We start from the raw sequence: 15,012 nt of genomic DNA on the forward strand, positions 1-15,012 counted from the left end.
ATACTGCAGCAATTCTTTTTGTTTCAATTGACGACCGCTAAGAACCCCAAACAACACAAGCGGCGCCGTTCGACGTTTGGCGTTAGACCATCGCAATGAGGAGATAATAGGGAAATGATGTGGCGAGCCGACGAACTCTCAAAATCCCGGTAAATCGGCGCGACTCAAAAGTACTACTTATGCGGAGTAGCGCGGAAGCGACGCCAGCAGACGGTGCAGGGTGTCTATCGTCGAGAAATCCGCAATTCCGTCGATTCGGGCCGGCCGAAAATGGCGCTGGAAGGCCTCGACCTCGCCTGCCATCTTGTCGGAGAATTCGCCAGTGATCTCAGTCGCATAGCCGTAGAGCGACAGCATCGACTGCAGGGCTTCGACCGGCTGGCCGCGGTCGCCGCGTTGGAAAAATCTTCCACCGGAGATCGGTGCGGGCTCGACCCAGTGGCCGATACCGCCCCTGAAGAGGTCCGCCCAGGGAAATTTTTCCCCCGGATCGACCTTCCGAATCGGTGCAACGTCCGAATGTCCAAGCACCCTTTCAGGGGCAATTGACCAACGTTGGCCGCAATCGCGACACAATTCGATGACGGCTTGAATTTGTTCTTGGGGATACTCTGGAAGGCCGCCGGGATGACCGGCATTGGCGATCTCGATCCCGATTGACAACGAGTTGATATCGGTCTCGCCCTGCCAGTAACTTTTGCCAGCATGCCAGGCACGGCGCTCCTCGGGCACGAGTTGCAGAACCTCGCCGTCTTCCTGGACAAAGTAGTGGCTGGAGACCTGGCTTTCGTCGCGACAGAGCCACTCCAGCGCTCCGTCGGGCGTTGGCATGCCTGTATAGTGAAGAAGGATCATGTCTGGCTTGCGCCCACCCGCACGCTCGCCGTGATTGGGCGAAGGGCGAACAATTGCCTTCCGGTAGTCGGCCTCGAACGAGGTCATGCTGCGCGGCGTTCCTTCTCGATCGCCTCGTAGGCGGCATTCAGCGCCGCCATGCGCTCATTGGCAATGGCATGGAACTCGGCCGGCACACCACGGGAAATCAGCCGATCCGGATGATGTTCGCTGACAAGACCATGGTAACGGCGACGGATCGTTGTGAAATCATCGGAGGGAGAAACACCGAGCACCTTATAGGGATCACGTCCCACGGAGACATGGCGCGCGGCGATCCTTTCGAAATGCTCGTCATTCATATGGAAGATCTGGCCGACGTGCCGCAGGAACGCCAATTCCTTCTCATGAATGAGCCCGTCAGCCTTGGCGATATGAAAGAGACCATCCAGCACCTCTTCCAGCACGGGGCAATTGGCGGCACATGTCACGCACAGGGACGACAAGCGCTCCGCATAGGCCTCATAGCCGGCCACGTCCTGGCGCGCCAGATTATAAAGACGTGCGACGTTCTTCGCCTGCTCGGGCGGGAATTCGAAGATCTCGCGGAAGGCGTCAACCTCCTTCTCACTGACGATCCCGTCCGCCTTGGCCATTTTTGCCGACAGAGCGATGATCGCGACCGAGAAAGCCACCTTGCGGCGGGTCTCCGGATCGCCTTCGAAAACTGTCCGGATAGCCTCGACCACCGCCGAAAGGACGTTGCCCGCGGTGTTGCCAATGGCATTCAGCAGTTTTTCCCAGAAGGACATAAGAGTCTCTCGCAGTGCAAATAAGGTTAGACACCTTGACCAAATAAAGCCTGCGTTTGCAAGGCGACGATTGGTCATAGGAGCGAATACTGCTTTCACAATTCGGTAATTGTCGCTCCGGCATCCAAGCATACGCCGCATTCGCACGGCGTCATATGACACCAAGGGATAGGCTGTTAACGCATCAGGGAGCAGCCGTTGCACAGTCGGCTCCACGCGCTCGGGAATTTCCACAAGCCATCTGAACAGCTATCCGTAGCTTGAAACGATTATATCCGCGCTTCCGTCTACCTTCGCCGTCAGGGGCGCGATTTTCACAATAACAACACTTTACATGGCCCTTTCCCTGCCGCATCCATGCGTTAGGTAAGCAGACGCGCTTGCACGGATACGAGACACAATGGAGGGATCATGGCCAAACAGAAAGTTGCATTGCTCACGGCCGGAGGCCTGGCGCCCTGTCTCTCCTCCGCAGTCGGCGGATTGATCGAACGCTACAGCGACGTTGCGCCCGACATCGAGCTCGTCGCCTATCGTTCCGGTTACCAGGGCGTACTCCTCGGCGACAGCATCAAGATCACGGCAGACATGCGACAGAAGGCGCCGCTTCTGCATCGCTACGGCGGGTCGCCGATCGGCAACAGCCGCGTCAAGCTCACCAATGCAGCCGATTGCGTGAAGCGCGGTCTCGTCAAGGAAGGCGAAAACCCGCTGCGTGTGGCGGCAGAGCGGCTTGCCAACGATGGCGTCACCATTCTTCACACGATCGGCGGCGACGACACGAACACCACCGCTGCCGATCTTGCGGCATATCTGGCGGCCAACGGCTACAATCTAACGGTCGTCGGACTGCCGAAGACCGTCGACAACGACGTCGTCCCGATCCGCCAGTCGCTTGGCGCGTGGACGGCCGCCGAGGTCGGCGCCCACTTCTTCGACAACGTCAGCAACGAGCAGACCGCGGCACCGCGCACCCTGATCATCCACGAAGTCATGGGGCGTCACTGCGGCTGGCTGACCGCAGCAACGGCCCGGGCCTATCTGCAGCGGACGAAGAACTATGAATATGTCGATGGGCTGATGACGAACGCCAGGATGAAAAGCATCGACGCCGTCTACCTGCCCGAACTGGCATTCGATCTCGATGCGGAAGCAGCCCGGTTGAAGGAAGTCATGGACCGCACCGGCCATGCGACCGTGTTCGTTTCGGAAGGCGCCTGCCTTGACGCTATTGTCGCCGAGCGCGAGGCGGCGGGCGAGACCATCAAGCGCGACGCCTTCGGCCACGTGAAGATCGACACGATCAATGTCGGCGGCTGGTTCCAGAAACAGTTTGCAGGCCTCATCGATGCCGAGCGGTCGCTCGTGCAGAAGTCGGGTTACTTTGCACGTTCGGCCCCCGCAAACGGCGATGACCTTCGTCTGATTCAGAGCATGACCGACCTTGCCGTCGAAAGCGCCCTGAACAAGGTCTCCGGAGTCACCGGTCACGATGAAGCGGAGAACGGCAAGCTTCGGACGATCGAGTTCCCGCGCATCAAGGGCGGCAAGGCCTTCGACACCTCCACCAAGTGGTTCGGCGAAGTCATGGACACGATCGGGCAGAAATACAGTGCGGCATGATTGACTGAGGGTTAATATGGTGTCTTTGCTTTCCCTTAGGGAATAGGAGGAGATTCCATGTCGCTCGAAGCCTGGTTCGCTTTTGCCGCTGCGTCTGCAATCATGCTGGCGATACCGGGGCCGACGATCCTTCTCGTTGTTTCCTATGCGCTCGGCCATGGACGCAAGACGGCGCTCGCGACAGTAACCGGCGTTGCGCTCGGCGACTTTACCGCGATGACTGCATCCCTTTTCGGACTGGGGGCCGTGCTTGCGGCCTCCGCGACCCTATTCACAGTGCTGAAATGGATCGGCGGCGCGTACCTGATCTGGCTCGGGATCAAGCTTTGGCGTGCACCCGTGATGTCCGAACCGATGGCGGACAATGACAACCTGCCCGAAAAGAAATCGATCAGGGTTTTCCTGCACGCCTATGTCGTCACGGCGCTCAATCCGAAGAGCATTGTGTTCTTCGTCGCCTTCGTTCCGCAGTTCCTGAATCCCGCTCTGCCGTTCTTCGGCCAGATGCTCATCATGGAAGCCACGTTCCTGGTCCTCGCAACCATCAATGCCTCGACCTATGCACTGGCAGCAAACGCGGCGCGCGGGCTTATCCGCAAGGCAAGCATCCAGCGTGCGGTTAACCGCACCGGCGGCACTCTGCTCATTGCCGCAGGCGCCGTAACAGCCGGTTATAGGCGGATAGCCGCGTAAATATTTCCAGCGGGTTGCAGCAACGCAACGAATACGTTAATTGCGGATTCCAGGCTTAAGGTTTTTGGTAACTTCTAACGCTGCCGGGGCGGCGCGTTCACGAAAGTGAGAGTATGGTAGCGATCGGTTTTTCCGGCCTGAAACGCAGTCTCATCGTTTCGACGATGCTCTGCGGCGTCATTGTCGGATGCACGAGCGTCGAATACACGTCGGTGGAAGAACTGACCGCAGTCCAGACCGTTGTTCCGACACCAAAGCCCGGCGAAGACGCCACGCTTGCAGCCGTGCCGGCCGGCGACGGAGCGGCGCAGACGGCGATGATCACTACCGCCGACCAGGCGACAACGGCCCTCGCGGCACCCGCGATGCCGGCAACCGATCCTTCTCAGTTGAGCGGTCAGGCCGGGGCGACGACGGCAACGGGTTACGCGCAGATTCCGCTCACGCCTGAAATGACCGCGATTCAGTCCGTTGTACCGATCCCGCGCCCGGGCACCCCTTTTCCGTCGACACAGCTCGCCTTTGCCGCAACGCCTCAGGCTGGAAGCGGCGCGATTGCAGCTCTTTCCGCTATCGATACGACGCCGCACCCAATGATGGATTACGGTTTCGACACCTCAGGTCCGTCGGATCCACCGGCCGCACCGCCGATGTTCAGCGACAGCGACGACGATGGCGCGCCGACGGTTGAGAAAAGCGCGATCACCAAGATCATCGACAAATATTCGAAGCTCTACCAGGTGCCCGCCTCGCTGCTTCACCGCGTCGTGCATCGCGAGAGCCGCTACAATTCCAAGGCCTATAACAAGCGCGGCTATTTCGGGCTGATGCAGATCAAATACAACACGGCCAAGTCCATGGGCTACGAAGGTGAGCCCGCTGGCCTCTTTGACGCCGAGACCAACATCAAATACGCCGCCAAGTATCTTCGCGGCGCTTGGCTCGTCTCTGACAGCAGCGAAGACGATGCTGTCCGCCTCTATGCCCGCGGCTATTACTACGAAGCCAAGCGCAAGGGCATGGACGACGTCGCCCAGGGCAACTACTGATCACTGCCGGGCAGCGCGGCTAGGATCTCTTTCACCAGCATCTGCGGCTTGTAGCGAAGCCAGCTTGGCGTCAGCCCGAGTCTGACGACGACAAGCTTCGCGGATGGCACGATCGCAATGCTCTGCCCATCGTGCCCCTCCATCCAGAACGTATCTTCGGGAAGACCGGCGACAGCGCTGCTGTCGCCGCCCGGCGCGGCGAGCCAGGCCTGCGCCCGGGTGTATTTGCCGCCCGAGGCCACGGTCGGCGTCCTCATCGCTGCCATGAACCGTTCCGGCAACAGCCTCTGGCCGTTCCAGACGCCGTCCTGAAGAAGGAACTGGCCGAAACGCGCCCAATCCCGCGCTGTGGCGTAAAGATAGGAACTGCCGGCGAAGGTGCCCCGTGCGTCGACCTCCAAGACAGCACTCGACATGCCGATCGGGTCGAACAGCGCCGTCTTGGGATAGGCAAGCGCCGCCTGCATGTTGCCAATCCTGTTCATCCATATCTTTGAGATCAGCACCGACGAACCGCTTGAATAGCTGAAACGCTGGCCCGGGCTTGCCTCCAATGGCAGACTTGCTGGCAGCGCCGTCATATCCGCATCGAGATAGAGCATCCGTGTGACATCGGCGACCGTGCCGTAGCTCTCGTTGAACACCAGGCCGCTCTCCATGCCGAGCAGATCACTCAGCTTGATCGCCGAATGATCGCCCCCCTTCCACTGCGGCAGGAGGCCAGCCTCATCGAACGCGATTTTGTTGTCGAGCATCAGCCGCCCGACGATGGCTGCATTCACGGTCTTCGTCATCGACCAGCCTGTGAGCGGCATCATCGGACCGAATCCATCACCATAGCGCTCCGCGATGATGCGGCCGTTGCGAACCACGACAACCGCGCGCATTGCAGGTCCGATCAGCTCGGCATCCGAAAGCAGTGCATCGACACGGCTGTCATTGGCCTTCGCGACGGCATTTCCCTCCGGCCATGGGGCCTCATTTTGTGGCTCCGGAGTCACCGGAACCGCGGGCACGGCGCGCGCCGCGGCCTCGAAGTCACCATCCGGCACGCTGCTGCAGCCGAGTGCGCCGCGATAGATCGCATGGCCCGGCGCGAAGAGCCCGAGGATACGAGCGGTAACCCGCTTGTCCTGCCTGTCGACAGTGACGCGTACCAGTCGTAGCAACGGATTTCCCGGCGCCTGAACGTCCTCGTAAAGCACCTGTTCGGGGTCACGCCCCGCGAGGAATACGTTCGAGCAAACGATCTTGGCCGCGTAACCATCACCGACTCGCAGCAATTCAGGTGGCCGCGCATAAAGCCAAGCCGCGCTCATAGCGACGATCGCGACAAGCAAAAGAGCGAGTGGCTTCACGACACGCAGCACAAATCGCATATGCGATCCTCCTTGCCCACAAGAGAAGCAGGAAAGCCGGCAGCGCGAAAGCCCCCAATGCCCGGATGTTTTTCCATTTCCACCGACGGAAGCACGCGCCCACAGCTTGCGTCATCAAACTGTAGTGACGGCGCGCTAAACGCCCTGAACGCTAAAAGGGTGAAAGACTCATATGACGGAATTTGCACCGGATGCCGGCTTCCGCAAGAACCGGAAACTCAAGGCAGCTCTTCTCCGCCACAGTGCCTTCTCCAAGGCGGGCTTCTCGGAACGGCTCTTTGGACTGCTGTTTTCCGGCCTGGTCTATCCGCAAATATGGGAAGATCCCGACCTCGACATGCTTGCGATGGAGCTTCAGCCTCAACACCGCATCGTGACGATCGGCTCCGGCGGCTGCAACATGCTTGCCTATCTTTCCAGGAGCCCGGCGTCGATTGATGTGGTCGATCTCAATCCGCATCATATTGCCCTCAATCGCCTGAAGCTTGCCGCGTTCCGCCACCTTCCCGCACACGCCGATCTCGTTCGCTTCCTCGCCACACCGCGCGAGTTGTCGAACAGCCACGCCTTCGACCAATTCCTCGCTGCAAATCTTGACGACGCGACCCGCAACTACTGGAACGGCCGCAAGTTCGGCCGTCGGCGCGTCACGGTTTTCGACCGCAACATCTACGAAACAGGTCTCCTCGGCCGGTTCATTGGCGCAGCACACCTTCTAGCCCGCCTGCATGGCGTCGACCTGACGGAAATGACCAAGACGCGCTCCCTGCGCGAGCAGCGCCAGTTCTTCGACGAGAAAATCGCACCACTCTTCGACAAGCCGGTCGTACGCTGGATCACCGGCCGCAAGAGCTCGTTGTTCGGCCTCGGTATCCCGCCACAGCAATACGACGAACTGGCAAGCCTTGCCGCCGACCAGTCGATCGCGCCGGTCCTACGGCACCGTCTTGAGAAGCTGGCCTGCCACTTCCCCATGCAGGAAAACTATTTTGCCTGGCAGGCTTTCGCTCGCCGCTACGCAGCGAAGGGCGAAGGCCCACTCCCGACCTATCTCAAGCCCGCGAACTACGAGGCGATCCGTGGCAATGTGGACCGCGTCACCGTTCATCACGCAAGCTTCACCGAACTCCTCGCCGGCGAGCCGGCCGCATCGCGCGATCGCTACATCCTTCTCGATGCGCAGGACTGGATGACGGACCAGCAGCTCAACGACCTATGGGCAGAGATCAGCCGCACGGGTCGCGAAGGTGCCCGGGCGATCTTCCGTACGGCGGCCGAAAAGAGCATCATCGAAGGCCGTCTGTCGCCTGCAATCCGCGATCAGTGGACGTACATGGAAAAGCGCTCCGCCGAACTCACGGCGCTTGATCGCTCGGCAATCTATGGCGGCTTCCATATCTACAGGAAGAATGCGTGAGCGGGGTCGGCACGAATCCCGTCACCAAGGACGACGGCCACGCCGCCCTGATGGACGGCATGTACCGTTATCAGCGCCACATCTATGACCTGACGCGCAAGTACTACCTTCTCGGCCGTGATGAGACGATCCGCAATCTGAATGTGCCGGAAGACGGCACCCTGCTGGAGGTCGGTTGCGGAACCGGCCGAAACCTGGCGCTCGCCCATAAATATTACCCGCAGGCTCGGCTGTTCGGCCTGGACATCTCGCACGAGATGCTGATCTCCGCGCGCAAAACATTCGAGACCAAAGCAACGCTTCCGGATTTTCGCGTCGCGGACGCGACCGCCTTCACACCGCGCGAGTTCGGCGTCAGCGGCTTCGACCGCATTCTCATTTCCTACGCGCTTTCGATGATCCCCGATTGGGAATGCGCCGTCGACTCGGCCATGAACGCCCTCGCCCCCGGTGGCGAGCTGCACATCGTCGATTTCGGCCAGCAGGAGCGCCTGCCGGGCTGGTTTGCGCGTCTTCTCAAGGCATGGCTGCGGAAATTTCATGTGTCGCCGCGCGCCGATTTGCGGCAGGTTCTCAAGTCTCAAGCCTCTGAAAATCAAGCGCGACTGACCTTCGAGACCATTGGTGGCGGCTATGCCTGGCGGGCCGTCATTGTGACCAAACCTTGACATTTCGCTTGAAACTAACCGTTTTTTTACGTTGATATGGAAAATAGAGGGGACATTCCTCTGCTGGACGCGTCTTTAACGGGGTCGAGCTGTGGGGCAAAAAATCCATTCGTTTCGCGACGGAACATCTATGCGCCGGCTTCTGTTTTGTGTTTTGCCGTTGGCTGTCATGCTCGCCGGATGTACATCATCGGGCTATGATTTTCTCGAAACAGCGTCCGTGAAGCCGAAAACGCGCTTTAAGGACACCGATCCTCAGGACTTCGGATCAAAGCATCCGGAGCAGCAGCCGATCCACGGCATCGACGTGTCGAAGTGGCAGGGCAATATCGACTGGCAGACGGTCAAGGGTTCCGGCGTTGCTTTCGCCTTCATCAAGGCGACCGAAGGCAAGGACCGCATCGATCCGCGCTTCAACGAATACTGGCAGCGCGCCCGCGCCGTCGGTATTCCGCACGCTCCCTATCACTTCTACTATTTCTGCTCGACGCCCGATGAACAGGCTGACTGGTTCATCCGTAACGTGCCCAAGGAATCGATGCGCCTGCCGCCGGTCCTCGACGCCGAATGGAATGCGGAATCGAAGACATGCCGCTATCGCCCCGATCCGGCGACGGTCCGCGCCCAGCTTCAGCGCTTCATGGATCGCCTCGAGGCCTATTACGGCAAGCGTCCGATCATCTACACATCGGTAGACTTCCATCGCGACAATCTCGTCGGCTACTTCCAGAATTACCACTTCTGGGTCCGCTCCACCGCCAAGCATCCCGAAGTCACCTATGCCGACCGCCGTTGGGCCTTCTGGCAATACACGTCGACGGGCGTCATCCCCGGTATCAAGGGTCCAACGGACATCAATGTCTTTGCCGGATCGACCCAGAATTGGCACAACTGGGTAGCGGCGGTATCAAAGGACACAAATTCTTAGTAACGTCGCCTCGTCTTTCTTGCTTCCGTCACAATCATTTGGGAAATCGACGGAAATTCCATTTTATGACGAGGATCGAAACTATGTACGTCTCGCCCGCAAGCCGCACGGCACTTGCACTCCTTTTCGCTGCCGGTCTGGCGACCGGCGCAGCCGCGCAGACGCCGGCACCGAGTGCCCCGGCTTCGCAGACACCGGCGGTAGCATGTGACGGCGACCTCAGCGAATTCTTGGCCGGCGTAAAGGCCGACGCCATCGCAGCGGGCGCATCGGCCGAAGCTGCGGACAAGGCTCTGGAAGGCGCACAGATCGACCAGAAGGTCTTGAGCCGCGACCGCGCTCAGGGCGTATTCAAGCAGACCTTCCTGGAATTCTCGCAACGCACTGTCAGCCAGGGCCGCCTCGACATTGGCCGCCAGAAGATGAAGCAACACGCCGATGTCTTCGCCCGTGCTGAGCAGGAATTTGGTGTACCCGCAGGGGTTATCACCGCCTTCTGGGCGATGGAAACCGACTTCGGCGCCGTACAGGGCGACTTCAACACCCGCAACGCCCTCGTGACCCTGGCTCACGACTGCCGCCGTCCGGAGCTTTTCCGTCCGCAGCTGATCGCCCTCATCGAAATGGTTCAGCATGGCGACCTCGACCCGGCAACCAACACCGGTGCCTGGGCCGGCGAGATCGGCCAGGTCCAGATGCTGCCTCGTGACATAGTCGCCTATGGCATGGACGGCGACGGCGATGGTCACGTCCGCCTCAAGCAGAGCGGCCCCGACGCCATTCTGACGGCGGCCAAGTTCATCCAGCATCTCGGTTTCCAGAAGGGCCAGCCGTGGATCCAGGAAGTCACGCTTCCCGAGAACCTCCCCTGGGAGAAATCCGGTATCGGCGGCCCACTGACGGCCGGTGAGTGGTTCGCCCTTGGGGTCAAGCCGCGCGATGGCAACACGAGCTTCGGCAACCTGCATGGCGACCTGATACTGCCGCAGGGTCGTCTTGGCCCGACCTTCATTGCCTATCCGAATTTCCAGATCTATCTCGAATGGAACAAGTCGTTCATCTACACGACCTCGGCCGCCTATTTCGCGACACGCCTTGCCGGCGCTGAGACCTATCTCAAGGGCACGCCCGAACAGGGACTTTCCAACGACCAGATGAAGGAACTGCAGACCAAGCTCGGAACGCTCGGTCACGACGTCGGCAAGGTCGACGGCATCCTTGGTTCGGGCACGCGCGTCGCCATCCAGAAGGAGCAGCAGCGTCTCGGCATTCCCGCCGATGGCTGGGCAACGCCGACGCTCCTCAACTCGCTCTGATCACGTTTCCTCAAGCGAGCACTTTAAGGCCGGGTTTCGCGCCCGGCCTTTTCATTTTCGCGGATTGTTCCATGGTTTCAGGCGCTTCAGGCAAAGCCTTCATCTTGCCGCAAGTGTGAAGGCCGGATCGCCGACCTTAACGGTCGGTTAAAATCTGTGAATATTTTTCCACGGCGATTTATCTTGCGATTTCAACGAATTGAACAAAGCGTCACGGCCGCAATGTGACATTTTCGCCGCAGTGCAATATAAAATCCGCTTTGCAAGCGACACAATCACGACATATTATCGCAACCGTTAACGCGAGGAGACAGACATGGGACTTACACAATCCTTGAATGTCCTTTTGGTCAGCGCGGCGTTTGCATTTGTATTGACAATGCTTTTCATCTGAACGCCGAGGCAAGCGAACAGTACCGAGACTCCTGAGTAGCGAAACAGTTCAATGAATCAGAAAAGCGCATCCCACGAGGAGATGCGCTTTTCTTTTTGTCGTCACTGACGGAGCAGCCTAAGCGGCAGCGCCAGCCTTTCTGGCGCCTTCCCGTGTGAAGCCGAGATTGGTCAGCACGGCCGAAACGAGCGGCGCCCGGTTCATCGTGTACAGGTGGAAATCGGTCAGCCCGCGGCGAGCCAGATCCTCGATCTGTTCGGCGGCAACCTCAGCGGCAACCTTGGCTCTTTCTTCCGGCTTGTCGTCGTAGCCTGCAAAGCGTTCATCGAGAAATGCAGGGATGACCGTGCCGCAGGCACCGGCGAAGCGCTTCAGCTGCGTCAGGTTCTGGATCGGCATGATGCCCGGCACAACCGGGATCTTGATGCCCGCAGCCCGCACCTTTTCCAGGTAGCGCTCGAAATTGTCGTTATCGAAGAAGAACTGCGTCAGCGCGCGGGTCGCGCCGTTATCCGCCTTCTGCTTCAGCATGTCGATGTCGGCGGCGGTATCGCAGCTTTCCGGATGCTTTTCCGGGTAGGCCGACACCGAAATCTCGAAATCGCCGATCTCACGCAGACCGGCAACCAATGCCGCCGCATTCGCATAGCCGCCGGGATGCGGCTGATAGGGCGCGCCAACGCCGCCTGGCGCATCGCCACGCAGCGCCACGAAATGCTTCACGCCAACCTTGCGGAAGCTGTCGATCACGCTATGCGTTTCGTCCTTCGTCGCGCCGACGCAGGTGAGATGCGACGCCGTGGCGAGCGGGGTTTCGGAAAGGAACCGTGAGACAGTCGCCAGTGTAGGCGCCTTGGTAGTGCCACCGGCACCATAGGTCACCGATACGAAGTCGGGATTCCAGTCCTGCAGCTCGCTGACCGTGTTCCACAGCTGACCTTCCATTTCTTCCGACTTCGGCGGAAAGAATTCGAAGGAAATGCCGATTTTGCGGCGCGCGTCGCTGTTCAAAGCCATATGATTATCTCCCGGCAAGTATGGGTTCGGCGCCTTCGCTCGCTGCGGAGGCCATGAGGCGCCGGGGGTCGCGCGCAAGCCAGACAGTGACGGTGAGCCCCTGCCCGCTTTCATGACCCGGATGAAGATCGACGACCTGCTCGACATCCAGCCCAGCCTTGCGCAGCCAGTCGGACATCGACTGATGCGAAAAGCCTAGGCGAACATGCGCATGCTCGTCGCGAAGATACTCCAGCCCATGCGGGGCAAGATCGATGATGACCAACCGCCCGCCTGGCCGCAGCATACGCGCTGCCTCGCCGATCGCGATCTCGGGCTGGTCAAAGAAATGCAGTACCTGGTGGATCGTCACCACGTCGAAATCCTGCGCCTCGAACGGCAGATTTAGGATATCGGCGTGGCGGACCGATGCCTTGATGATCCCCGACTTGTCGAGATTTGCACGCGCCACGCTCAGCATGTCGCGGCTGGCGTCCACGCCGATCGCGCGACGATACAGGCCGGACAGGAGTTCAAGGATGCGGCCGGTTCCGGTGCCGAGGTCGAGAAGCGAGTCGATCGGCTGGCTGCCGAGCAGCCGAATGACCGCGGCATCGACCTCTTCGTCGGCGGCATGCAGACGGCGAAGTTCGTCCCACTCGGCGGCGTTGCGACTGAAATAGGCCTGTGCCCGCTCGGCCCGCTGGCGCTTGACCGCCGCCAACCTTTCGCTGTCACGCAGGATCACAGCATCGTTCTCAGAGGCATGCGCCAGCAGGCTACGAACGAACGTGGCCGCCTTGCCATCCTGCCGAAGCCGGAAATAGGCCCAGGCGCCCTCCTGGTAACGGTCGATGAGATCCGCTTCGCCAAGCAGCTTGAGGTGGCGAGAGATGCGCGGTTGGGATTGGCCAAGGATTTCTGTAAGATCAGTGACCGTCAGGTCCCCTGCTGCGAGGAGGGCCAGCAGGCGAAGACGCGTCGGCTCGCCGGCCGCCCTGAGGACGTCCACCAATGCATCCAATCCAAGTCTGATAGGCTCACCCATACTCGATCCAATCAACATATAAAGATATCTTTATGTCAAACGATTGGGCGTGGCAAGCCGCAATTCCCTCCGTTCACGAAATTAGCTGCTCGGATCGCGACATCGACGCGCGCAAAAAAGCCCCGGCGAACCGGGGCTTCCAGGTCTCCAACGCGATCTTGGGTGATCAGCGCGTCAGGCGCTTGTAAGTCACTCGATGCGGGTTGATCGAATCGACACCGAGACGGCGCATCTTGTCCTTTTCGTAGTCTTCGAAGTTGCCTTCGAACCACTCGACATGGCTGTCGCCTTCAAAGGCGAGGATGTGCGTCGCCAGACGGTCGAGGAACATGCGATCGTGGCTGATGATGACGGCGCAACCGGCGAAGTTTTCGAGCGCATCCTCGAGTGCCGCCAGTGTTTCGGTATCAAGGTCGTTGGTCGGTTCGTCGAGCAGGATGACGTTACCGCCGGCCTTCAGCATCTTGGCAAGGTGAACGCGGTTGCGCTGACCGCCGGAAAGCGTGCCGACCTTCTGCTGCTGGTCGCCGCCCTTGAAGTTGAAGGCGCCACAATAGGCACGGCTGTTCACTTCGTGCTTGCCGAGCTTGATGATGTCGTTGCCGCCGGAGATTTCCTCCCAGACGGTCTTGTTGCCGTCGAGCGCATCGCGGCTCTGGTCGACATAGCCGAGATCGACAGTCTCGCCGATCCGGATGTCGCCGCTATCGGGCTTCTCTTGGCCGGTGATCATGCGGAACAACGTCGTCTTGCCGGCGCCGTTCGGACCGATGACACCGACAATGCCGCCGGGCGGCAGCTTGAAGGTGAGGTTTTCGATGAGCATCGTATCGCCATAGCCCTTGGTGAGGTTCTCGGCTTCGATGACCACCTGGCCAAGACGCTCGCCGACCGGGATGACGATCTGCGCATCGCCGGGGCGACGGGCCTCTGCCGCCGCGACCAACTCGTCATAGGCACGGATACGCGCCTTGGACTTTGCCTGGCGGGCCTTCGGGCTGGCGGCCATCCATTCCTGCTCGCGGCTGATCGCCTTCTGGCGGGAGGCCTCTTCGCGGCCCTCCTGCTGCATGCGCTTGGCCTTCGATTGAAGATAGGCGGAGTAGTTGCCTTCGTAGGGGATACCGCGACCACGGTCGAGTTCGAGGATCCAGCCCGTGACGTTGTCGAGGAAGTAGCGATCGTGGGTGATCATCAGGACCGAGCCGGGGTATTGGCGCAGGTGCTTTTCGAGCCAGGCGATCGTCTCGGCGTCGAGGTGGTTGGTTGGTTCGTCGAGCAGCAGCAGGTCGGGCTGCGCCAACAACAGGCGGCAGAGCGCTACACGGCGCTTTTCGCCGCCGGAGAGCTTCTCGACCGAAGAGTCGCCTGGCGGGCAGCGCAGCGCGTCCATGGCCATTTCGACCTGACTTTCGAGGTCCCAGAGATTCTGGCTGTCAATGACGTCCTGGAGCTTGGCGCCCTCTTCCGCGGTCTCGTCGGAATAGTTCATCATCAACTCGTTGTAGCGATCGAGGATCGCCTTCTTCGGCGCAACGCCTTCCATGACGTTCTCAAGGACCGTCTTCGACGCATCGAGCTGCGGCTCCTGCGCGAGGTAGCCAAGGGTAGCGCCTTCGGCGAGCCACGCCTCGCCGGTATATTCCTTGTCGAGGCCTGCCATGATGCGCAGAACGGTCGACTTACCAGCACCGTTCGGGCCGAGGATACCGATCTTGGCATCCGGATAGAAAGAAAGGTGGATATTTTCCAACACCTTCTTGTTGCCGTACGCCTTGTTGAGGCCGGCCATATGGTAGATGAACTGACGTGCCATAGATAATTCGCTCCGCGCGGGAATTTGAGTTTTGCCGCT

13 protein-coding genes are annotated in these 15,012 nt (G+C 60.0%); 7 read left to right on the plus strand and 6 right to left on the minus strand.

Going from position 1 to position 15,012, the window contains the following annotated elements:
* Positions 1-177 precede the first annotated feature (177 nt).
* Together AS026_RS25605 and AS026_RS25610 are read right to left on the minus strand one after the other, a co-directional pair.
* Positions 178-942, minus strand: coding sequence for an N-acetylmuramoyl-L-alanine amidase (locus AS026_RS25605; RefSeq protein ID WP_025659367.1), 765 nt, complete (start codon positions 940-942; stop codon positions 178-180).
* The gene (locus tag AS026_RS25610; RefSeq protein WP_018858310.1) at positions 939-1,646 is read right to left on the minus strand and encodes a J domain-containing protein; all 708 of its coding nucleotides are present in this window, start codon (positions 1,644-1,646) and stop codon (positions 939-941) included. The genes AS026_RS25605 and AS026_RS25610 overlap by 4 nt, the downstream gene beginning before the upstream one ends.
* A gap of 411 nt (positions 1,647-2,057) precedes the next feature.
* Here AS026_RS25610 and AS026_RS25615 point away from each other — a divergent pair, with 411 nt between their 5' ends.
* From AS026_RS25615 to AS026_RS25625, 3 genes are all read left to right on the plus strand, one after another.
* Positions 2,058-3,269: a pyrophosphate--fructose-6-phosphate 1-phosphotransferase gene (locus AS026_RS25615; RefSeq protein ID WP_025659366.1), complete on the plus strand. Its 1,212-nt coding sequence runs from the start codon at positions 2,058-2,060 to the stop codon at positions 3,267-3,269.
* A gap of 57 nt (positions 3,270-3,326) precedes the next feature.
* Complete coding sequence (locus AS026_RS25620; protein ID WP_025659365.1) at positions 3,327-3,962, plus strand: LysE family translocator; 636 nt, start codon at positions 3,327-3,329, stop codon at positions 3,960-3,962.
* 113 nt (positions 3,963-4,075) lie between these two features.
* On the plus strand, positions 4,076-5,011 hold the full coding sequence (locus AS026_RS25625) for a lytic transglycosylase domain-containing protein (protein WP_062372632.1): 936 nt from the start codon (positions 4,076-4,078) through the stop codon (positions 5,009-5,011).
* Here AS026_RS25625 and AS026_RS25630 read toward each other — a convergent pair.
* A complete protein-coding gene (locus AS026_RS25630) occupies positions 5,005-6,390 on the minus strand; it encodes a serine hydrolase domain-containing protein (RefSeq protein WP_025659363.1) in 1,386 nt (461 codons plus the stop codon). The two genes, AS026_RS25625 and AS026_RS25630, sit on opposite strands and share 7 nt — an antisense overlap.
* A gap of 172 nt (positions 6,391-6,562) precedes the next feature.
* On the opposite strand from AS026_RS25630, the gene AS026_RS25635 reads away from it, so the two are divergent.
* The 4 genes from AS026_RS25635 to AS026_RS25650 all read left to right on the plus strand — a co-directional run bounded on the left by AS026_RS25635 (position 6,563) and on the right by AS026_RS25650 (position 10,719).
* Complete coding sequence (locus tag AS026_RS25635) at positions 6,563-7,807, plus strand: BtaA family protein (protein ID WP_062372636.1); 1,245 nt, start codon at positions 6,563-6,565, stop codon at positions 7,805-7,807.
* The gene (locus tag AS026_RS25640) at positions 7,804-8,475 is read left to right on the plus strand and encodes a class I SAM-dependent methyltransferase (RefSeq protein WP_062372639.1); all 672 of its coding nucleotides are present in this window, start codon (positions 7,804-7,806) and stop codon (positions 8,473-8,475) included. Before AS026_RS25635 ends, AS026_RS25640 begins: the two co-directional genes overlap by 4 nt.
* A gap of 130 nt (positions 8,476-8,605) precedes the next feature.
* Positions 8,606-9,403 carry a glycoside hydrolase family 25 protein gene (locus AS026_RS25645; protein WP_062372642.1) on the plus strand — a complete coding sequence of 266 codons (798 nt, stop codon included), beginning with the start codon at positions 8,606-8,608 and terminating at the stop codon, positions 9,401-9,403.
* A gap of 83 nt (positions 9,404-9,486) precedes the next feature.
* Positions 9,487-10,719, plus strand: coding sequence for a lytic murein transglycosylase (locus AS026_RS25650; protein ID WP_025659359.1), 1,233 nt, complete (start codon positions 9,487-9,489; stop codon positions 10,717-10,719).
* A gap of 511 nt (positions 10,720-11,230) precedes the next feature.
* Here the strand turns inward: AS026_RS25650 and metF are convergent.
* The 3 genes from metF to ettA form a co-directional block, all read right to left on the minus strand.
* Complete coding sequence (gene metF, locus AS026_RS25655) at positions 11,231-12,130, minus strand: methylenetetrahydrofolate reductase [NAD(P)H] (protein ID WP_025659358.1); 900 nt, start codon at positions 12,128-12,130, stop codon at positions 11,231-11,233.
* Between the two features lie 4 nt (positions 12,131-12,134).
* The gene (locus AS026_RS25660; RefSeq protein ID WP_062372645.1) at positions 12,135-13,157 is read right to left on the minus strand and encodes an ArsR/SmtB family transcription factor; all 1,023 of its coding nucleotides are present in this window, start codon (positions 13,155-13,157) and stop codon (positions 12,135-12,137) included.
* Between the two features lie 166 nt (positions 13,158-13,323).
* Positions 13,324-14,973, minus strand: a complete 1,650-nt coding sequence (gene ettA / locus AS026_RS25665) for an energy-dependent translational throttle protein EttA (RefSeq protein WP_025659356.1) — start codon at positions 14,971-14,973, stop codon at positions 13,324-13,326.
* Positions 14,974-15,012 lie beyond the last annotated feature (39 nt).

Origin of the sequence: Rhizobium altiplani, from assembly GCF_001542405.1 — a bacterium.
Classification (GTDB): Bacteria; Pseudomonadota; Alphaproteobacteria; order Rhizobiales; family Rhizobiaceae; genus Rhizobium; species Rhizobium altiplani.